Here is a 20618-nt window from a genome sequence, read left to right as displayed (position 1 = left end):
GCTGCCTTGGCGCCGACTCAGTGAGCCGCGCTGTCCCAGCTTCGACCGGTTCCCACCGAAACGTCCAGGGGTACCGACAACTCGATGGCTGTGGCCATCTTGTCCTTGACCAGTGCGGTGACTTCCTCCAACTCGGAGGCGACCACTTCGAGCACCAATTCGTCGTGCACCTGCAGCAGCATGCGCGACTTCAATCCGGCGTCGGCGAGAGCCTTCTGAACATTGATCATCGCGACCTTGATGATGTCGGCTGCGGTGCCCTGGATCGGCGCATTCAGGGCAGCCCGTTCTGCCACCTCACGACGCTGACGGTTGTCGCTGTTGAGGTCCGGCAGGTAGCGACGACGACCGTAGAGCGTCGAGGTGTAGCCGTCCTTACGTGCCTGCTCGACCACCGCGTGGAGGTAATCCCGCACGCCGCCGAAACGAGCGAAGTACGCATCCATCTGCTGCTTCGCTTCTTCGGTCGAAATCTTCAGCTGCGACGCCAATCCGTAGGCACTGAGCCCGTAGGCCAGACCGTAGGACATCGCCTTGACCCGGCGACGCAGTTCAGGAGTGACCTCTTCGATCGGAACTCCGAATGCGCGCGAGCCGACAAAGCTGTGCAGGTCCTCACCGGTGTTGAATGCCTCGATCAGTCCCTCGTCGCCTGACACGTGCGCCATGATGCGCATTTCGATCTGGCTGTAGTCGGCAGTGAGCAGAACGTCGAACCCTTGCCCGACTACGAATCCGTCGCGAATCTCGCGCCCCGCGTCGTTTCGCACCGGGATGTTCTGCAAGTTCGGATCGGTCGACGACAGACGTCCGGTCGCGGCAACCGTCTGGTTGAACGTCGTGTGGATGCGACCGTCTTCGGCCACGGCCTTGAGAAGACCGTCGACGGTCACCTTCATACGCGTCGCATCACGGTGCGCGAGAAGGTGTTCGAGGAACGGGTGTCCTGTCTTGTCGAACAGACCCTGCAACGCCTCGGCGTCGGTGGTGTAGCCCGTCTTCGTCTTCTTCGTCTTGGGCATGTCGAGTTCTTCGAACAAGACCACCTGCAGCTGCTTCGGCGAACCCAGGTTGATCTGCTTGTCGATCACCTCGTACGCGGAGTTTGCGGCGTCGGCGACCTGGGAGGCGAAACGGCTCTGAAGATCGTGCAGATGCGCGCTGTCGACGGCGATGCCGGTGGCCTCGATCTGAGCGAGCTCGATCGTCAACGGCAGTTCCATGTCGGAGAGGAGCGACTTGGACTCGATCGACTCCAACTCGGTGTCCAGTGCAGCTGCCAAGTCGAGAACGGCCTGAGCGCTGAGCATCGCGGTCTCGGCTGCTTCGGCATCGAGCTGTTCGGTGTCGTCGAGCAGTGAAAGCTGTTCCTGGCCGGATGTTTCGGCGCGCAGTTCACGCTTGAGGTAGCGGAGCGAGAGGTCGTCGAGATTGAAGCTGCGCTGGCCCGGCCGGACGAGATATGCGGCCAGAGCAGTGTCGCTGGTCAGTCCACCGAGCGTCCAACCACGCCCACGCAGAGCATGGATCGCCCACTTGGCTTCGTGCAGCGCCTTCGGCTGCGATGCATCGGCGAGCCAATCACCGAGAGCTGCTTCGTCTTCCGGTGTTGCCGTCGACGCCGCGATGTATGCACATTCACCGTCGGAGGCCGCGATCGCGAGTGCAGTGACGTCGCCGGCAAACGGAGTTCTGGTTCCGAGCACCGTGACGCCGTGACGCTCACCGGTTCGCGCGTGGGCGTCGAGCCACGCGGCAACCGCACCCGGGGCAAGTGCGTCGCCGCTGACCTCGAACCCTTCCTCTGCTTCGGGCTCGGACGACGACAGGGTCGCGAACAGTCGATCGCGGAGAACCTTGAACTCGAGATCGTCGAACAACGCATGAATCTTCTCGCGGTCCCACGGGGCCAACACCAACTGCTCGGGCGTGTACGGCAACGGAACGTCGCGAACCATCTCGGTGAGCTGACGATTGAGCAGGACGTTTGCAAGGTTCTCGCGTAGCGAGTCGCCTACCTTGCCGCGGACCTTGTCCACGTTGTCTACCAGTCCCTGCAGGTCGCCGTACTCACGGATCCACTTGGTAGCGGTTTTCTCGCCGACGCCGGGGATACCGGGGAGGTTGTCACTCGGGTCGCCGCGCAGGGCAGCAAAATCCGGATACTGCGACGGAGTGAGGCTGTACTTCTCCTCGACGGCCGTCGGCGTGAATCGGGTGAGCTCCGAGACACCCTTCTTCGGGTAGAGCACAGTGACGTTGTCGGTCACCAGCTGCAGCGAGTCGCGGTCGCCGGTCACGACGAGAACCCGGTATCCGAGTGCCTCCGCCTGCGTGGTCAACGTGGCAATCACGTCGTCGGCCTCGAAACCTTCCTCGGCCATGACCGGGATGCCCAGCGCGCCGAGAACGTCCTTGGTGATGTCGATCTGGCCCTTGAATTCGTCCGGAGCCTTCGCGCGCTGCGCCTTGTATTCGGGGAACAGGTCGGCGCGAAACGTCTGACGCGACACGTCGAAAGCCGCGGCCAAGTGGGTGGGCTGCTCGTCACGAAGAAGGATGATCAACATCGACGTGAAGCCGTACACCGCGTTGGTGGCCTGCCCACTGTGTGTCTTGAAGTTCTCTGCAGGCAGCGCATAGAAGGCGCGAAATGCCAACGAATGCCCGTCGAGAAGCATCAGAAGAGGGCGATCGTCCGCCTTGCCGGTGGTGCCGGCTGAAGCGGTGGACGTGCTGGACCGAGTTGTGGTTGCGGGGCTCACGGTTCATCAGTCTAGGGATCGCGACCGACATCGACGCCTTCGCCGTTGTTTACGCAGGAACAGACACAAGAATCGGACAATTGATGCAGCCTTCGGCCTTCGATACGGAACCGAAACATCCCGGAAATCTCAGAACCCCATCTGAAGCGAACGGAGCCGTTAGAGTCCGGAAATCGCAGCAACGAAACAATCCCTGTGCTGCGCGGCACCTTTGTCCAGACGCGCTATTCCCGACCCGCTCGGAGGACGTACGTGGCCCCACCCGTAGTGAAACGGCAGACCCTCGCGACACTCAGCCGACTACTGGCCTTTGCATTACTGACGTTCTTCGCATTACTCAGCCTGGCCGGAACTGCTTCGGCTCAGGAACCGACCACTTCCCCTACACCGCCGACCCCGACAGCATCCGCAACACCGACAGCACCGGTTCCCGACAACGCTGTCCCCGTCAGCGGCAATCTCAACAACGGCGGCACACGCCTCGAGGGCGTCACCGTCCGTGCGCTCGATTCTTCCGGTACGGAAGTCGCCACCGGAGAATCGGCATCGAACGGCCGTTGGGAACTGGCCGTGGCACCGGGCACCTACACCTTCGAGATCGTTGCCGACACACTTCCCGACGGGGTCAGTGTGCAAGCCGCTGTCGAACGCGAGGTGGTGGCCGGCCGCGCGAACACCGTGATCTTCTCGTTCGGCGAGGTACGTACCGCCTCGAATGTCAGCTTCGGCGAGAAGCTGATCCGCACGACGGTCGACGGTCTGCGGTTCGGCCTCGTGATCGCGATCGCCGGTGTGGGTTTGAGCCTGATCTACGGCACCACTGGCCTGACCAACTTCGCTCACGGCGAGATGGTGACGTTAGGAGCCGTTGCTGCCTGGGTGATCAACACGTCCTTCGGCGTTCCGCTGATTCCCGCCACGATCCTCGCGATCTTCGTCGGCATCGGCATCGGCCTGCTGACCAACGGAATCGTCTGGAAACCACTGCGTAAGCGCAAAACCGGGTTGATCGCGCAATTGGTGGTCTCGATCGGTCTCGCGATTTCATTGCGCTACTTGATCCTGATCTTCTTCTCCGACCGCGCCGAACCGTTCGACGACTACCAGGGCCAGGTCGAGAAGAACTGGGGCCCGATCGCACTGACCGACGCCAACGCGATAGTCATGATCGTCAGTCTTGTCGTCCTGGTCGGCGTCGCACTGCTTCTGCAGAAGACTCGCATCGGAAAGGCCATGCGTGCCGTCTCCGACAATCGTGACCTCGCCGCTTCGTCCGGTATCAACGTCGAGCGCGTGATCATGTTCGTCTGGGGTCTCGGCGGCGGACTGGCCGCCCTAGGCGGTGTGCTGTTCGGTATCTCCGAACTCGGCGGACGCGTCCAGTGGGAAATGGGCTTCAAACTGTTGCTGCTCATGTTCGCCGGAATCACCCTCGGTGGTCTGGGAACCGCGTACGGGGCGCTACTCGGCTGCGTCATCGTGGGACTTCTGGTCCAACTCTCGACGCTCATCATCAACCCCGATCTCAAATACATCGGCGGACTTCTCGTCTTGATCGTGATCCTCGTGGTTCGCCCCCAGGGCATCCTCGGATCCAGACAAAGGATCGGGTGACGAACATGGACATCATGGGAGCTTTCCAGGTTTCCTTCGCCCAGTTGATCGGGCCGTCGGCAATCTTCTACGCACTGCTGGCAATCGGGCTGAACCTGCACTTCGGCTACGCCGGACTGCTCAACTTCGGTCAGATCGGTTTTGCCCTCCTCGGCGGCTACGGCGTCGGCATCATGACCGTGACCTACGACCAGCCGTTGTGGCTCGGCATCCTCGTCGGACTTACCGCAGCCGGGCTCCTCGCGCTCGTGCTCGGTATCCCGACGCTGCGTCTGCGCGCCGACTATCTCGCCATCGTGACCATCGCCGCTTCGGAGATCCTGCGTCTGATCTTCCGCTCGACCGCGTCGGATTCGGTGACCGGTTCCACCAATGGCCTGTTCGGTTTCGCAGACCCGTTCACCGCACTGAGCCCCTTCGACTCGGCCAAGCAGTACTCATTTCTCGGCGTGAAGTTCTACGGAGACGACCTCTGGTCGATGGTCGTGGGGTGGACGCTGGTCTTGATCTTGTGCGGATTTGTCTACCTGTTGACGCACAGTCCGTGGGGGCGCGTCCTCAAGGCGGTTCGCGAAGACGAGGACGCAGCGCGATCGTTGGGCAAGAACGTCTTCGTGTACAAGATGCAGGCGCTGGTTCTCGGCGGTGTGATCGGTGGTCTGGCCGGTGTGTTCAACGCTTTGCAGACCAAGTCCATCAACCCGGACTTCTACTCGACCGCGCAGACGTTCTTCGCGTTCGGCGCACTGATTCTGGGCGGGGCGGCAACGGTATTCGGCCCGGTGGTCGGCGCAATGTTGTTCTGGTTCCTCCTCGCCATCCCTGATGCCTTGCTGCGTCAGGCGATCTCCGGCGAAAATCCGCTGCTTTCACTCACGGAACAGCAAGTCGGGGCCACCAGATATGTCCTGCTCGGATTGATGATTGCTCTCCTGATGGTCTTCAGACCGCAGGGAATACTGGGTAACAAGCGGGAGGTGCAACTCAATGCTTGACGCCGATACCAGAGCACAGATCTTTGCCGACGTTCCTCACCTTCCCGGATCGGCGAAACCCGACCCGGTGTTGGTCGCTGACAACGTCTCGCGGACGTTCGGCGGTCTCAAGGCCGTCGACGTCGATCACCTCGAGATTCAACGAGGGTGCATCACGGGTCTGATCGGTCCAAACGGTGCCGGAAAAACGACGCTCTTCAACCTCCTCACCGGTTTCGACCGGCCGGACACCGGTACGTGGTCGATGGACGGTCAATCGCTGGGCCGCATGTATCCCCACCAGGTAGCCAGGAAAGGAGTGGTACGGACGTTCCAGTTGACCAAGGCGCTCTCCAAACTCACCGTGCTGGACAACGTACGTCTCGGTGCCACCGGCCAACGTGGTGAACGCATTTTTGCATCCCTCGTTCCGTGGATCTGGAAAGGCCAGGAACGCGAGATCACCGAACGCGCCAACGAACTCCTCGCACGATTCAAACTCGACACCAAGGCAGACGACCTCGCCGGTTCACTCTCCGGTGGGCAGCGCAAATTGCTCGAAATGGCTCGCGCACTCATGACCTCGCCCTCGGTGGTGATGCTCGACGAACCGATGGCGGGGGTCAATCCTGCTCTGACGCAAAGCCTGCTCGGACACATCAAATCATTGCGCGACGACGGAATGACGGTCGTGTTCGTCGAACACGACATGGACGTGATCCGAGATATCAGCGATTGGGTGGTGGTCATGGCGCAGGGCAGCGTCATCGCCGAATCCACCCCGGACGAACTCTCGTCCAACACAGCCGTCGTCGACGCGTATCTGGGCAGCCACCATGACCAGGCCCTCGAGTTCGACGACAACGGAAATCCGGTGGGCGAGACGGCCGTTCTGGCCGCCGCCCTGGCTGAAGCCGAGGTCGAAACCCTCGAGTCGGGCGGGGACCTGTCGGAACCCGACGTCGACAGCCTTCCGGCCGATCTCGCCGCGACGCTGGAATCGAGTCCCGAGGAACCGCGCGGAAGGCACGAGAAGCCATGAGCGAGAACCACGCACGTTCACTGACGCCTGCAGAGTTCGCCGCGACGGCCGAGGAGCATCAGCGACTGTCGGCAGGTGCCCTACTCCGCGCCGACAGCCTCGTCGCGGGCTACATTCCCGGCGTCAACATCCTGCGTGAATGCAACTTCTTCCTGAAGGAAGGGGAAATCGTCGGGATCATCGGACCGAACGGCGCAGGCAAATCGACACTCCTGAAATCACTGTTCGGACTGATACCGGTACGCGAAGGGTCGGTCACCCTACGCGAGGACAACATCACGTCTGCGCCCGCTCACGTCCTCGTTCAGAAGGGAGTCGGGTACGTCCCTCAGACACAGAACGTCTTTCAGACTCTGACCATCGAAGAAAACCTCGAAATGGGCATTTATCTGCGTCCCAAGGCATTCGCGGAACGATTCGCCTTCGTGAGTGAACTGTTCCCTCTTCTGAGTGAACGGCGAAAGGTGAAGGCCGGCGCACTCTCCGGCGGCGAACGCCAGATGGTCGCGATGGGCCGGGCCCTGATGATGGATCCGTCGGTGCTGCTGCTCGACGAACCGTCCGCGGGCCTGTCCCCCATGTTCCAGGACGAGGTGTTCATCCGCTGCAAGAAGATCAATGCTGCGGGTGTCTCGGTCATCATGGTCGAGCAGAACGCGCGCCGCTGCCTTCAGATCTGCGACCGCGGCTACGTACTCGATCAGGGTAAGAACGCGTACACCGACACCGGCGCCAATCTGATGAACGACCCCAAGGTGATCGAGTTGTACTTGGGAACGCTCGCCGGAAGCAAAGAGAAGTAGGACAGACACGAGAATGGGCCAGGGTCTCTCGACCCTGGCCCATTCTCGTTGGCTGCTTACTTGCCCACGACCACGAATCCTTCTGTGGTCAGCGTGTTCTCAGGGCCGAACTTGAGCTTTCCGTACGAACCGATTGACGGTTCTCCCGAATCGTTGAAGTCCAACTCACCGGTGATGCCGTCGTAGTCGATGTCGGTTCCCGCCTTCACCAACGGCAGGCACTCGACGTAGGACGTGCACTTGGTGCCGCCTTCGGTGACGCTGTTGATGTTGGCTGCGATGTCGGTACCGGCCGTCGACTTCGCCTGCTCGGCAGCGAGCGCTGAGATCACCACCGCGTCGTACGACTCTCCGGCGTAGTTGAAGTCGATCAGAGAGGGGTTCACAGCCTTCAGACGATCCTGGAAGGCAGCTCCGACGTCCGTCAGGGGCGTGGTTCCCTGCATGGTGTCGAGCAACGGCTTCGCCACGGATTCGCCGAGCGCGTTACCCATGTTGCCGTCGACGCCGTACATCGCCATTCCGTCCGACGGGCCGATGCCCACTTCGTGCATGCGCGTGATGATCTTCGCCGACTCCTCGAAGCCCACCAATGCCACTGCATCCGGATTGAAGTTCTTGACTTGATCGACTTCGGAGTTGAACGACTGCGCGTTCGGGTCGTAGATGATCTTCTCGATCTGATCGGAGGGGACGCCCGAATCGATCAGATTCTTTTCGATGTTGTCCGCCAGACCCGTCCCGTACGGGTCGTTGAGGGCCATGATCGCTACGCGCTGACCACCGTCGTCCGAAATGAGCTGTGCGACGGCCTGAGCCTGCAGTACGTCCGTCGGAGCGGTGCGGAAGTACATGCCCTTGTCGGGGTAGCAGACGAATTGGTCCGAGGTGTTGGCAGGCGAGAACATCACGACGCCTGCGCTGGCGATCTTGTCGATCACCTTGAGCGAGACCGAAGACGACGCGGCGCCGACGATGACCTGAGTGCCTGCAGCCAATTCACGGTCGACGGTGGTGTTGGCGGTGTCCGTTGTGGTGTCACCCGAATCGCCGGGAATCAGCTGGACCGGTTGGCCGAGAACGCCTCCGGCAGCATTGACGTCGTTGACTCCCAGCTGGGTGCCCGCGACCATCGGCGGCCCGAGGAACGACAAGCTGCCTGTATCGGGAAGAAGCGTACCGATACGCAGCGCTTCCGTGGACGGGGTGGCGCCGGCCTTGGCCTGCTCCGGGGTGCAATCAGTCGTGACGGATGTCGTCGCGGCGGAAGCGCCGGACGTAGAGCCACTCGAAGACGAGTCATCCGACTTGTCCGAGCTACAGCCTGCAAGTGCCAGTGATGCCGCGCCGAGAACTGCAGCAGTACGCACAAGTGTTCGTCTAGCCATCCCACGCTCCTAAGATCAGCCGGTGCTCGCGCCACCCGAACTGGCGCTCGCTGTGGGATCAGACGCTAGACCTTGGAACCGTTTCGCGATCCTTCAAGAAAGCCCTGTGACCTGACTGTTATCTGAAGGCGCACAGTGTTTACACGGCTGTAGCGCTGCGCGACGTTTCGACGGTCGACGCAGCCACTCAGTGCAGCCGGATAACCCGGACACTTTGCTCAAGCGTCCGGTTCACCGCCCAGAGTTTCCAGTACGACCTGTGCGACCGCCTTCATCGTGGAGCGCCGATCCATCGCGGCGCGCTGAATCCACTTGAACGCCTCAGGTTCGGTGAGCGCTTGGCGAACCATCAGAACACTCTTGGCTCGCTCGATCAGCTTGCGTGCTTCGAGCCGGTCGGAAAGATCAGCGACCTCACGCTCGAGCGCCGTCACCTCGCGGAAACGACTGACCGCCAATTCGACAGCGGGAACGAGGTCACTGATCGAGAACGGCTTGACCAAGTAAGCCATGGCGCCGGCATCGCGTGCGCGCTCGACCAACTCGCGCTGACTGAACGCTGTGAGAATGACAACAGGAGCGATCCGCTTGGCGGCAATCTCCGAAGCGGCGTCGATGCCGTCTCTCCTGGGCATCTTCACGTCCATGATGACCAGATCAGGCTTGAGCGACTCGGCCAACTCCACCGCAACCTGCCCGTCACCGGCCTCACCGACGACGTCGTAGCCCTCTTCGCGGAGCATCTCGACCAGATCCATGCGGATCAACGCCTCGTCTTCAGCGACGACAACACGACGGGGTGCGAGCTGATTGCCTTGCGGCTGCGGCGAATTCATGGCCACCATCCTCCTCCATCGAACCGCCCCGACACGAGACGCGAACGATTAGAGGGTACCGGTGTTTGACATTGAAATCGCATCTTCTAATGTAGTCATCGCAACAAGCCCTCGTATCCCAATTGGCAGAGGAAACGGATTCAAAACCCGTCCAGTGTGAGTTCGAGTCTCACCGAGGGCACCACCTGCCGCAGTTGGCCGTACCGCAAGGTTTCGGCATTCGGCTGTACCCCAGATCGACCGCAGTTAGATTCGATCCATGAACGGTCGTCGCCTGATTGCTCTGCTCGGAGCCATATCTGTTTTCGCGCTGCTCACCGGGTGTCAGACTGACGACCAATCCGACACTGCCGGCGAATCCAACACTGCCGGCGAATCTTCCACCCAGACCGTCCTCGATGCTGCAACACAGACAGGCACCCTTCAGGTCGGCACTCCCCCGATCGATGCCCCACCAACCGAGATCTCCACGCTTGCTCCGTTCCCGAACAACACGGAGATCCCTTCACCGAATCCGCGCGTCGACGTGACCGAGATCGAAGTGACCGATCACGATGGTTTCACCCGAATCACCTACCGATTCGACGGAAATGGATCAGTGTTCTGGAAAACCGAATATGTCAGCGAAGCAATCCGAGCGGGTGACAGCACAGTCGTGGACGTCGGAAGTCGATCGATACTTCAAGTCGACCTGATGGGAGTCCAATCGGATTCGTCGCTCAACTCCGTATCTCACGAGGGCGAAAACATCACGCGCATAGACAGTGCGGCCAGGAACAGTGCGATCCTGCAGTCGTTTGTCGGCACGGTCGACATCCGTCCGGCATGCACCGTATCGACATCCGATTCACCGTCCCAGTTGATGATCGACATCCCCACGGCAGACAGCTGACTGTCGAATACCCAATTGCGCGCTCAGCTCAGCCATTCCAGCGCAGCGGTGCTCGACGCGGTAATTCGGTTATCGAGGGGCGGATGAATACTCCGTCTCGAAACCGAGGTCTCACAATCGATCCGAGGCGATTGCTGGGTCCGGTCCAACACGACTGTCATGATTCTCACTCCATGCCCGAACTTCCGCTGCTCGAACTGCTGCTGCCAGTGTTTGTTCCAGCAGGACGGCAACCGTCATGGGGCCGACGCCACCCGGCACTGGTGTGATCGCACCGGCATGTGGGAGCGCAGCGGCGTACTCCACGTCTCCGACGTTGCCCTCGTTGTACCCCGCATCGATCACCACTGCCCCAGGCTTGATCCACGCCCCTTTGATCAGTTCCGGAACACCGACGGCCGCGATGACGACGTCTGCCGAGGCGACGTGGGCGGCCAGGTCGACGGTTCGCGAATGGCAGTACGTCACCGTTGCGCCTCGACGCAGGAGGAGCATTCCCATCGGCAATCCGAGTATCGGGCTTCGGCCGACCACGACAGCATGCTTCCCGGAGAGTTCGACGCCTGTGGCGTCGAGCAGGCGCAGGATGCCACTCGGTGTACATGATTCGAATCCCCCACCGGTCAACGCCATTGCCGCGAACGCTGCCGAGGTAACGCCGTCAACGTCTTTGTCGGCCGAGATGGCATCGAACGCAGCCCGTTCGTCGATGTGGCCTGGCACCGGGTGCTGCAGCAGTATGCCGTCGATCGAAGGGTCCGCCGACAGCGCTCTCAGCACGTCGACTAGTTCTTCGGTGGTTGTACTCACCGGGAGTTCGACCGTCCGCGACGTCATTCCGACGGCGACAGATCGTTTGGCCTTCATCTGTACATACGCCTTCGAGGCCGGGTCCGCTCCCACGATGACGGCGGCCAGGCAAGGAACGTGCCCCGTCTCATCACGAAACTGCCTGGTGCGCACTGACAGGTCGGCGAGCGCAGCATCGGCAATTGCGCGTCCGTTGATTATTCGAGCGGCCACGTTCTGGCTGGGCAGATTTTCGGTAGACATGAATCCCCCTTCACACAAGATGTGTGAAGCACCCAGGCGGTCGATGCCTCGCGATGTGCACTCCCCGGTGGTAATTCCCACCCGCGCCAGTCGTGCGTGGTCAGCGTACCGCGCGTTTGTCTCACTGCCACGAAACACATCCGGAACGCCGCTCTCAAAACGAGACAAATCGACATAACCTATCAATAGGTAACGATCTGACCTGCAGTTATTCCATCCTAAGCAATTAGATGGCACGATGGGGGCAACCGCACGGGCACCAAGCATTGGAGGCACCGATGGACAACGGCAAGATAAACCTGACCTATGACGGTCGGGTGTCACTGAGCTTCCAACTGGCAATTCCGCACGCACCGGACAAGGTCTGGAAAGTGATAACGGAACGCGAGTACCTCGACGCCTGGTTCCCGGCGGACGTCGATTTCAATCTCACTCCAGGCGCGGATCTGCTGTTCAAGGTGACCCCGGAACAAGTCGAGCGATTCGGACTGCCCGCAGATCACGTGACGCGCGGGACGGTCATCAGCGTCCACCCGCACCGAATTCTCGAATTCCTCTGGGACGCAGATACTCTGCATTGGGAACTGGCACCGGACGGCACCGGCGGTTGCTGGCTGACCCTCACCCACACGATGGAAGACGAAGAGTCCGCGTACGCCCACGCCGCCGGCTGGCACGCGGGCTTGGAAGTTGTTGCGGCCCAACTCGATGGACGCGAAGTCGACTGGTCTCCGTGGGACCGCGCCGACGAACTCTCACCGCAATATCGCAAGTCTGCTTGATTCTGGGCCCGAGTTCAGTCTCGGGCCCGCATCTCATTCCCCTTTACGCGGGAAATGCCTGATCATTCCTTCTTGAACCACCGTCGCCAACAGCAGTCCTTCCACCGAGAAGTACCGTCCGGTTGCCAGACCGCGCGAACCTGCGGCGACCGGCGATTCGGTGGCGTACAGAACCCAGTCGGTGAACCGGAACGGGCGATGGAACCAGATCGAATGATTGACCGTCGCCGCGACGATACGATCATGACCCCAGGACAAACCATGAGTGGTCAGAATCGAATCGAGCACGGTGGTGTCGGACGAATATGCCAGCGTCGCAGCGTGAATGAGCGAATCGTCCGGCAGATCACCGTCGGGGCGCATCCACACCCGATTGTGGTTGAGTTTCTCGCCGGTGCCCTTGAGGATCCACGCCGGATCGTTGGCGTACCGCATGTCGATCGGCTTGAGCGCCGCACTGAAATGCGGCAGTTTTTCCTCGTACCCCACCAGATGATCGCCGATGGGAGGCAACGACTCCGGAAGTGGAACATCCGGGATCTCGACAGCATGGTCGAGCCCCTTGCCGGAGTCCTGGAACGCCGCGAGCATCACGAACAATTCGTTCTCACCCTGATAGGCAGTCACCTGACGGTTGGCGAATGCCCTCCCGTCACGATGACGCTCCACCCGGTACTCGATAGGCGCCTTCACATCTCCGCCCCGAATGAAATGGGCGTTCACGGCATGGATGGGGCGATCACCGTCGACAGTCCGTCCGGCGGCCATCAGTGCCTGAGACACCAGTTGACCGCCGAACGTCCGCGAACCTACCTGTTTCGGGTGGTATCCACGGAACGCGTCGTCACCGATCTGCTCCAGATCCAACAGACCGAGAAGAGTACTGAGGTCGGTGGACGCGTTCGCGTGGGTCACTCAGTGGTCCTCTTCGCCGATACGGTGGACGTGAATGAGGTTGGTGGAACCGACAGTTCCCGGAGGGGATCCGGCAACGATGACCACGAGGTCTCCCTTGACGTACCGCCCGAGGGAGAGCAACGCACTGTCCACCTGACGCACCATCTCGTCAGTGGTGGCCACCGCATCGACCAGGAACGTCTCGGTTCCCCACGTCAGCGTCAGCTGACTGCGCACCGCAGGCAGCGGTGTGAAGGCGAGCAACGGCAGCGGCGTGTGCAGACGAGCCAGTCGACGCACCGTGTCACCGGACTGAGTGAACGCAACCAAGGCCTTGGCGTCGAGACGTTCGCCGATGTCGCGTGCTGCGTACGAGATGACTCCGCGCTTGGTGCGCGGGACGTGGGTCAACGGTGGGACACGGGTTGATTCGTTCTCGACGGCCTCGACGATGCGGGCCATGGTGCGAACGGTTTCCATGACGTACTTGCCCACCGAAGTCTCGCCCGAGAGCATGACTGCGTCGGCGCCGTCGAGAACGGCGTTGGCGACATCGGATGCCTCTGCACGAGTGGGACGTGAGTTCTCGATCATCGACTCGAGCATCTGCGTCGCGACGATGACCGGCTTCGCGTTCTCACGAGCAATCTGGATTGCGCGCTTCTGAACGAGCGGGACCTGCTCGAGCGGCAACTCGACACCGAGGTCACCGCGGGCGACCATGACGGCGTCGAACGCGAGCACGATGGCCTCGAGATTGTCGATGGCCTCGGGCTTCTCGAGCTTCGCGATGACGGGAACGCGGCGCCCGACTCGATCCATGATGGCGTGAACCAATTCGACGTCCGCCGGTGAGCGAACGAAGGAGAGTGCAATGAAGTCGACACCCAGCTTGAGAGCGAACTCGAGGTCGGCGATGTCCTTGCCCGACAGGGCTGGAACGGAGACGTTCATACCGGGCAGTGAGAGGCCCTTGTTGTTGCTGACCGGACCGCCTTCGGTGACCCGACAGACGACGTCGTTGCCGTCGATGGACGTGACGACCAGGCCGACCTTTCCGTCGTCGACCAGCAGTCGATCGCCCGCCTTGGCGTCGCGCGCCAATTCCTTGTACGTGGTCCCGACGCGATCGTGCGTTCCCTCGACGTCGTCGACGGTGATACGAACCTCTTCACCGTTGGCCCAGGTGGTCCGCTCGTCCTTGAATCGGCCGAGGCGAATCTTGGGCCCCTGAAGGTCGGCGAGAACACCGACGGCCTTTCCGGTGGCGTCCGACGCGGCGCGGACGCGAATGTAGTTTTCTTCGTGATCGGCATGCTCGCCGTGGCTGAAGTTGAGGCGCGCCACGTCCATGCCGCTCTCCACGAGCTCACGGATGCGGTCGCCAGAAGCTGTCGCAGGTCCAAGTGTGCATACAATTTTTGTCCGTCGGTTCACGGCTCGAGCCTAGTCGCTACCCCACCGCACTTCTATCCAGCATTTGCGACCTGCACTTTCTGTACTTACTCGATTCAGTTGGTCAGCTCACGAACAGCGGAAATGCCTTTGGATGAACCGGAGCCGGAAGCGCCGACTCGCCTGTGAGAAACATGTCGACGGCACGTGCGGCCGACCGTCCCTCGGCAATCGCCCACACGACCAGCGACGCGCCGCGATGCGCGTCGCCGCAGACGAATACGCCGGGTGTCCGGGTCTGCCACCCGACATCACACTCGATTCTGCCGAGTGGATCGGTGCCGACATCAAGGTCGGTGAGCAGTGGGGCGGTTTCGACGCCGTCGAAACCCAGAGCGAGCAGGACCATCTCGCACACCAGATCCGTCGTGTCGCCGGTCTCCACCAGGGTCCGTTGTCCGTTCGTCCCCCGCGACACGGCTACCGGAACCATCCGGATTGCGCGGACCGCACCCCCACCGTCGTCGAGAAATTCCTGCGCCGCCCATCGGAATCGTTTGTCACTGCCCTCCTCGTCTGCCGGCGAGCTGCGTAGGACCCGCGGCCACAACGGCCATGGGTCGCGATCTCGATCGCGGCGTGCCGGAGGTGGGACGTGGTAATCCAATTCCGTCACCGAGAGGGCGCCTTGGCGGTGCACCGTGCCGAGGCAGTCGGCGGCCGTGTCGCCGCCACCGATGATCACGACGTTCTTACCTCGCGCCGAGATGCTCGACGCACCGTCACCCTCGCATTCGTGGTTGGCCGCACGCAGGTACGTCATCGCACGATGGATTCCGCGAAGACTACGACCCGGTACGTCTGTGTCTCTGGCACGATCAGCCCCGACCGCCAGGACTACCGCCTCGAATTCCGTCGAGAGGTCGTGCGCGCTCACGTTCACTCCGACGGCGCAGTCGGTGACGAATCTGGTCCCCTCGGCGGTCAGTTGGTCCAGCCGCCGGTTGATGAGGGCCTTGGGCAACTTGAATTCCGGAATTCCGTAGCGAAGCAGTCCCCCGATCCGATCGCTCCGCTCGAACACCGTGACACTGTGTCCGGCTCGTGTCAGTTGTTGAGCCGCGGCCAGTCCCGCCGGTCCCGAACCGACAACCGCAACACGGTTTCCACTGTGAACTACCGGTGCCTGCGGCCCCAACCAACCCGACTCCCAGGCGTTGTCGACGATTGCCTGTTCGATGCGCTTGATGGTGACACCCCCCGACGTGTGCTCGTCGTCGAGTGCGAGAACGCACGCCGTTTCGCACGGTGCGGGGCACAGATGTCCGGTGAACTCGGGGAAATTGTTGGTGGAATGCAGATTCTCCGAGGCTTCGGACCACCGTCCACGCCGAACCAGGTCGTTCCATTCCGGAATGAGATTGCCGAGCGGACACCCCACGTCGGCCGAATGGCAGTACGGCACAGCGCAGTCCATGCAACGCGAGGCCTGTGCAGATACGTCTCGATTTCGCACGACGGGATCCAGCGACTCGTATACCGACGCCCAGTCGCCGACACGCACATCGGTCGATCTGGTCGGTGAGCCGGATCGTTTCACGTTGAGGAACCCGCGTGCGTCAGGCATGAGCCGGTTCCACCAGTTCGTTCTCTTCCACGACCTTCCGGTAGTCGACAGGCAAAACTTTGGTGAATCTCGGACTCTGGCCAACCCAGTCGTCGAGAAGTTTTGCCGCCACCGGCGAGCCGGTCGCAGCCAAATGCTCGCCGAGAATTTCGACCAGCTGACTGCAGTCTTCCGCCGAAGGCCGCTCCAGAACGACCATGTCGCCGTTGACCTTCTCTGCCTTCACGTCGAGTACGAAGGCAATTCCGCCCGACATTCCCGCAGCAAGGTTCCTACCAGTTGGGCCGATGATGACGACGCGACCCCCGGTCATGTACTCGCACGCATGGTCTCCGACGCCTTCCACCACAGCGACCGCGCCCGAGTTGCGCACCGCGAATCGTTCCCCGACACGCCCCCTGGCATAGAGCGCACCGCTCGTAGCGCCGTACAGCAGCGTATTGCCGGCAATCACCTGATCCTCCGCCACGAAGGGCGCGTCCTCACTCGGCCGAAGCGCGATTCGTCCACCGGAGAGCCCCTTCCCCACGTAATCGTTTGCATCGCCGACGACGACCAGCGAGATGCCGGGCGGCAGGAACGCACCGAGTGACTGGCCTGCCGTTCCACTGAGCACGACGTCGATGGTGCCTTGAGGTAGCCCGACGGCGCCGTAGCGTCTGGTCACCTCTGCGCCCAGCCTCGTCCCCACCGCCCGATCCGTATTGTGTACTGGCAGTTCTATATGCACGGGTCGAGCGTCCTCGAGTGAGTTCGCGGCGCACTCGATCAGGGTGCGTTCGAGTTCGCTCGAAACAGGGACACACGGCGGGTAGGCCGCGCCGGTCGGCGCGGCCGGAACGTCGAAGAGTGGTGAGAGGTCCAACGTGCGACTCTTCCAATGCGCCACCGCCGGAGACATTTCCAATACGTCTGCGTGGCCCAGAGCGTCGTCGATACTTCGAAACCCCAGTTCTGCCAACAAACGTCGTACGTCGTCGGCGATGAAGCGGAAGAAGTTCTCGACGTACTCCGGCCGGCCGGTGAATCGCTCGCGCAGTTCGGGATTCTGCGTTGCTACTCCGACGGGGCAGGTGTCGAGGTGACATACCCGCATCATGACGCAGCCGGCCGCGATGAGTGGCGCCGTGGAAAACCCGTACTCCTGCGCCCCCAGTAACGCGGCGACGACGACGTCCCGCGCCGTGCGCAAACCCCCGTCACACTGGACGACGATCCGATCGCGTAACCCGTTGAGCACCAAGGTCTGCTGAGTTTCGGCCAGCCCGATCTCCCAGGGCGTACCAGCGTGGTGGATGGACGAGAGTGCCGCCGCCCCCGTCCCGCCGTCGTGACCGGAGATCAGCACCACGTCGGCGTGCGCTTTGGCCACACCTGCCGCAACAGTCCCGACTCCGACTGCGCTGACCAACTTCACGTGTATCCGCGCACGATCGTTTGCGCATCTGAGGTCGTAGATCAATTGGGCGAGATCCTCGATCGAATAGATGTCGTGGTGCGGGGGCGGAGAAATGAGCCCGACTCCAGGTGTCGAGTACCGGGTTTCCGCGATCCACGGGTACACCTTGGACCCCGGAAGCTGCCCTCCTTCACCGGGCTTGGCACCCTGGGCCATCTTGATCTGAATGTCGGTGGCGTTGACCAGGTAATCGCTGGTCACCCCGAAGCGCCCACTCGCGACCTGCTTGACTGCGCTTCGACGCTTGTTGTCGCGCAACCGCTCCGGTGACTCTCCACCCTCACCGGTGTTGGAACGTCCGCCGAGAGCATTCATCGCGACTGCCATCGTCTCGTGAGCCTCGGCAGAGAGGGAGCCGTAGCTCATCGCACCGGTGTTGAATCGAGCGAGAATCAACTCGACGGGTTCGACCTGACGGAGCGGAATCGGCGGACGAATCCCACGCCGAAATCGAAACAGCCCCCGAAGTGTTCCGCCCTGCGCACTCAGTCGATCGACTTCATCGCTGTAGCGACGAAACATCTCACTTCGCCCCGTCCGGGTCGCATGCTGAAGGAAGAACACGGACTCGGGTGTGAACACATGCAATTCACCACCGCGGCGATACCGGAACTCTCCACTGCTGCTCAACTGACGATGCCGCACCGTACGATACGTGGCCGCGTGACGCATCAGAACTTCTCGCGCGACTTCGGTGATACCGATCCCGCCGATCCGGCTTCGTGTGTTGCAGAAGTATTCGTCGACCAATCCTCGGCCCAAGCCCACGGCCTCGAATACCTGTGCGCCCGTGTAGGAGTGAACCGTAGCGATTCCCATCTTCGACATCACTTTGAGCACGCCGGAATTTGCCGCTCTCAGATAGTTGTCCGATGCCATTTTCGAATCTATCCCGGGAAGTTCGTCTTGCTCGCTGAGTGCTTCTACCGATTCGAGAGCAAGATACGGGTGGACAGCCGCCGCACCGTAGCCGATCAGCAGCGCGATGTGATGAACTTCGCGCGCGTCACCCGACTCGACGACGAGGGAAACCTTGGTTCGCAGGCCATGCCGAACCAGATCGTGGTGCACGGCAGATACTGCGAGCAATGACGGAATGGGAGCCTGCTCAGGGCCCGATCCACGGTCGGAGATCACCAGAATCTCGATTCCGGCTGCGGCGGCCGTTCGGGCGCACTCACGAAGCCTCTCGACGCCTTCGGCGAGACTGCCTCTCGGATCGAAACCTCCCCGTAGGACAGCGCTTCTCGGAGTTCTTGCGTCGCATAGTTCGGCGACCTTCGCCATCTTCCCCGGTCCGATCACCGGTTTATCGAGAACAATCCTTCGGCACGACAGCGCCGACGCTTCGAACAAGTTCTGCTCAGCGCCGAGGGTGACACCAAGCGTAGTGACGACTTCCTCGCGAATCGCGTCCAAAGGCGGGTTCGTCACCTGAGCAAAGAGCTGGACGAAGTAGTCGTACAACACCTTCGGCCGATCCGAGAGAACGGCGATAGGTGTGTCGACTCCCATCGATCCCAACGGCTCCGATCCTGAGCGAGCCATTGGAAGGAGAACTTCCTGCAAGTCCTCTGCCTGGTATCCGAAGAGCAGCTGCCTTTGCAACAGCGGAGCCGGATCGCCTCGGGCAGGCGCCGACTCCGGGATTTCCTCGAGATCGACCAATCCCCCGTCGACCCATTCCCGGTAGGGGGCTGTGCTCGCGAGTTCGGATTTGATCTCCGCATCGGAAACGATGCCACGGCGAGCGGTGTCGACGAGGAACATTCGACCCGGTTCGAGGCGCCCCTTCTCCAACACCTCGGACGTCGGAGCGTCGAACACACCGCTCTCACTCGCCAACACGATACGGCCGTTCCTCATCCGCCACCATCGCCCTGGGCGAAGACCGTTGCGATCCAACACCGCCCCGACAACAGTGCCGTCGCTGAACGTCACCGACGCCGGACCGTCCCATGGTTCCATCAGGCAAGCGTGAAATTGGTAGAAGGCCCTCATCTCGTCTGGCATCGAAGAATCGTTCTCCCATGCACCGGGAATCATCATCGCGATGGCGTGCTGCATAGTGCGGCCCCCGAGCGTCAGAAACTCGAGCACTTCGTCGAACGACGAAGAGTCGGATCCACCCGGGGTACAGATCGGAAACATGCGATCGATGTCCCCACCTAAAAGTGCGCTCCGCAACATCGGCTCGCGAGCGCGCATCCAATTCCTGTTTCCCACAATCGTATTGATCTCGCCGTTGTGAGCGATGCAGCGATACGGCTGAGCAAGTGACCACGACGGAAAAGTGTTCGTGGAGTACCGACTGTGCACGACCGCCAAGGCAGTTCGCATTCGGGCGTCGCATAGGTCGGTGAAGTAACCGGGTAACTGCGTCGGCGTGAGCATGCCCTTGTACACGATGGTTCGGGCGGACAACGAGGGGAAATACACCGCATCATCGGCCGAATGAATCCGCTCGACTTGTCTCCTGAGCGCGAACACTCGTCGGTCCAAGGCAATTCCGCCCACACTGCGATCTCTTGGCTCGGCGCACGTCACAAAACATTGACTGATGTACGGAGCGCACTGCGCGGCAACGGTTCCGACGCAGTCACGGTCGACTGGGACCTCCCGCCACCCGATAATCCGCAGTCCTTCTGCCGCTGCGTACCGGTGTATCCGAACTACCGCCCGCCGACGTGCTTCCTGATCCACCGGGAGAAAGCAGTTTCCGGCTGCGTAGGTGTTCTCACCCATCGCGTTGGGTGGTGGAAGCTCGAACGCGGTCACCGCGTCGAAGAATTCCGTCGGCAGCTGAAGAAGGATGCCCGCACCGTCACCACTGTTGCACTCGCGCCCGACTGCGCCACGATGGGTGAGATTGGCCAGGACCGCGAGCGCCTCGTCGACAATGGAATGCAGGTGACGTCCAGAGGTGTCTGCTACCACGGCTACACCACATGAATCGGTTTCCTGATCGGGGTCGTACAGGCCTCGAGGATCAGGTATTCGAGAAAACGGCACTCGGCGACCTCCACACGGTCATGCAGCCGACGTTCGTTAGTTTATCAGCACATAACCGCAGGTCGCGAGAGAAAAGTGT

General features: G+C 61.5%; 14 protein-coding genes and 1 tRNA gene. 7 read left to right on the top strand and 8 right to left on the bottom strand.

The features are described 5' to 3' along the window. Positions 1–17: 17 nt before the first annotated feature. Entirely contained in the window at positions 18–2765 is a 2748-nt protein-coding gene (gene polA, locus R4P70_RS27185) for a DNA polymerase I (RefSeq protein WP_317832697.1), read from the bottom strand. 303 nt (positions 2766–3068) lie between these two features. Here polA and R4P70_RS27180 point away from each other — a divergent pair, with 303 nt between their 5' ends. The 4 genes from R4P70_RS27180 to R4P70_RS27165 are packed head-to-tail and all read left to right on the top strand — an operon-like array spanning position 3069 to position 7198. Next, the gene (locus R4P70_RS27180; RefSeq protein WP_037120375.1) at positions 3069–4379 is read left to right on the top strand and encodes a branched-chain amino acid ABC transporter permease; all 1311 of its coding nucleotides are present in this window, start codon (positions 3069–3071) and stop codon (positions 4377–4379) included. Positions 4380–4384: 5 nt separating this feature from the next. Continuing rightward, positions 4385–5374 (top strand): branched-chain amino acid ABC transporter permease, encoded by a 990-nt coding sequence (locus tag R4P70_RS27175; protein WP_003944088.1) that lies wholly within the window; start codon positions 4385–4387, stop codon positions 5372–5374. Then, entirely contained in the window at positions 5367–6395 is a 1029-nt protein-coding gene (locus R4P70_RS27170) for an ABC transporter ATP-binding protein (RefSeq protein WP_020907906.1), read from the top strand. The genes R4P70_RS27175 and R4P70_RS27170 overlap by 8 nt, the downstream gene beginning before the upstream one ends. Beyond that, on the top strand, positions 6392–7198 hold the full coding sequence (locus R4P70_RS27165; RefSeq protein WP_007728720.1) for an ABC transporter ATP-binding protein: 807 nt from the start codon (positions 6392–6394) through the stop codon (positions 7196–7198). The genes R4P70_RS27170 and R4P70_RS27165 overlap by 4 nt, the downstream gene beginning before the upstream one ends. 56 nt (positions 7199–7254) lie before the next feature. On the opposite strand, the gene R4P70_RS27160 is transcribed toward R4P70_RS27165, so the two are convergent. Both R4P70_RS27160 and R4P70_RS27155 read right to left on the bottom strand, forming a co-directional pair. After that, complete coding sequence (locus R4P70_RS27160) at positions 7255–8586, bottom strand: ABC transporter substrate-binding protein (RefSeq protein WP_003944031.1); 1332 nt, start codon at positions 8584–8586, stop codon at positions 7255–7257. Positions 8587–8804: 218 nt separating this feature from the next. Beyond that, a complete protein-coding gene (locus R4P70_RS27155; RefSeq protein WP_003944029.1) occupies positions 8805–9422 on the bottom strand; it encodes an ANTAR domain-containing response regulator in 618 nt (205 codons plus the stop codon). A gap of 107 nt (positions 9423–9529) precedes the next feature. Between R4P70_RS27155 and R4P70_RS27150 the strand changes: the two genes are divergently transcribed. Both R4P70_RS27150 and R4P70_RS27145 read left to right on the top strand, forming a co-directional pair. Then, positions 9530–9606: transfer RNA gene (locus R4P70_RS27150), tRNA-Leu, on the top strand. A gap of 75 nt (positions 9607–9681) precedes the next feature. Next, positions 9682–10314, top strand: a complete 633-nt coding sequence (locus tag R4P70_RS27145) for a hypothetical protein (RefSeq protein ID WP_020969744.1) — start codon at positions 9682–9684, stop codon at positions 10312–10314. A gap of 111 nt (positions 10315–10425) precedes the next feature. Here R4P70_RS27145 and R4P70_RS27140 read toward each other — a convergent pair whose 3' ends face one another. Continuing rightward, positions 10426–11367 (bottom strand): bifunctional methylenetetrahydrofolate dehydrogenase/methenyltetrahydrofolate cyclohydrolase, encoded by a 942-nt coding sequence (locus R4P70_RS27140; protein WP_020969745.1) that lies wholly within the window; start codon positions 11365–11367, stop codon positions 10426–10428. A 278-nt stretch (positions 11368–11645) separates the two neighbouring features. On the opposite strand from R4P70_RS27140, the gene R4P70_RS27135 reads away from it, so the two are divergent. Next, complete coding sequence (locus tag R4P70_RS27135; RefSeq protein WP_003944006.1) at positions 11646–12149, top strand: SRPBCC domain-containing protein; 504 nt, start codon at positions 11646–11648, stop codon at positions 12147–12149. Between the two features lie 33 nt (positions 12150–12182). Here the strand turns inward: R4P70_RS27135 and R4P70_RS27130 are convergent, their stop codons facing one another. The 4 genes from R4P70_RS27130 to gltB form a co-directional block, all read right to left on the bottom strand. Then, positions 12183–13064 (bottom strand): acyl-CoA thioesterase II, encoded by an 882-nt coding sequence (locus tag R4P70_RS27130; protein WP_317832695.1) that lies wholly within the window; start codon positions 13062–13064, stop codon positions 12183–12185. Further along, complete coding sequence (gene pyk, locus R4P70_RS27125) at positions 13065–14483, bottom strand: pyruvate kinase (RefSeq protein WP_003944038.1); 1419 nt, start codon at positions 14481–14483, stop codon at positions 13065–13067. Positions 14484–14565: 82 nt separating this feature from the next. Then, positions 14566–16068, bottom strand: coding sequence for a glutamate synthase subunit beta (locus R4P70_RS27120; protein ID WP_020969747.1), 1503 nt, complete (start codon positions 16066–16068; stop codon positions 14566–14568). Further along, positions 16061–20539 carry a glutamate synthase large subunit gene (gltB, locus tag R4P70_RS27115; protein ID WP_317832693.1) on the bottom strand — a complete coding sequence of 1493 codons (4479 nt, stop codon included), beginning with the start codon at positions 20537–20539 and terminating at the stop codon, positions 16061–16063. The genes R4P70_RS27120 and gltB overlap by 8 nt, the downstream gene beginning before the upstream one ends. Positions 20540–20618 lie beyond the last annotated feature (79 nt).

Source organism: Rhodococcus sp. IEGM 1241, from assembly GCF_033142365.1.
Classification (GTDB): Bacteria; Actinomycetota; Actinomycetes; order Mycobacteriales; family Mycobacteriaceae; genus Rhodococcus_F; species Rhodococcus_F erythropolis.
This window is presented reverse-complemented; position numbering and strand designations above follow the sequence as displayed.

What these genes read in the sequence shown, in the direction of transcription:
- R4P70_RS27175 (WP_003944088.1), top strand. Translation starts at nt 4,385, where the DNA reads ATGGACATCATGGGAGCTTTCCAGGTTTCCTTCGCCCAGTTGATCGGG.
- R4P70_RS27170 (WP_020907906.1), top strand. Translation starts at nt 5,367, where the DNA reads ATGCTTGACGCCGATACCAGAGCACAGATCTTTGCCGACGTTCCTCAC.
- R4P70_RS27165 (WP_007728720.1), top strand. Translation starts at nt 6,392, where the DNA reads ATGAGCGAGAACCACGCACGTTCACTGACGCCTGCAGAGTTCGCCGCG.
- R4P70_RS27160 (WP_003944031.1), bottom strand. Translation starts at nt 8,586, where the DNA reads ATGGCTAGACGAACACTTGTGCGTACTGCTGCAGTTCTCGGCGCGGCA.
- R4P70_RS27155 (WP_003944029.1), bottom strand. Translation starts at nt 9,422, where the DNA reads ATGAATTCGCCGCAGCCGCAAGGCAATCAGCTCGCACCCCGTCGTGTT.
- R4P70_RS27145 (WP_020969744.1), top strand. Translation starts at nt 9,682, where the DNA reads ATGAACGGTCGTCGCCTGATTGCTCTGCTCGGAGCCATATCTGTTTTC.
- R4P70_RS27140 (WP_020969745.1), bottom strand. Translation starts at nt 11,367, where the DNA reads ATGTCTACCGAAAATCTGCCCAGCCAGAACGTGGCCGCTCGAATAATC.
- R4P70_RS27135 (WP_003944006.1), top strand. Translation starts at nt 11,646, where the DNA reads ATGGACAACGGCAAGATAAACCTGACCTATGACGGTCGGGTGTCACTG.
- R4P70_RS27120 (WP_020969747.1), bottom strand. Translation starts at nt 16,068, where the DNA reads ATGCCTGACGCACGCGGGTTCCTCAACGTGAAACGATCCGGCTCACCG.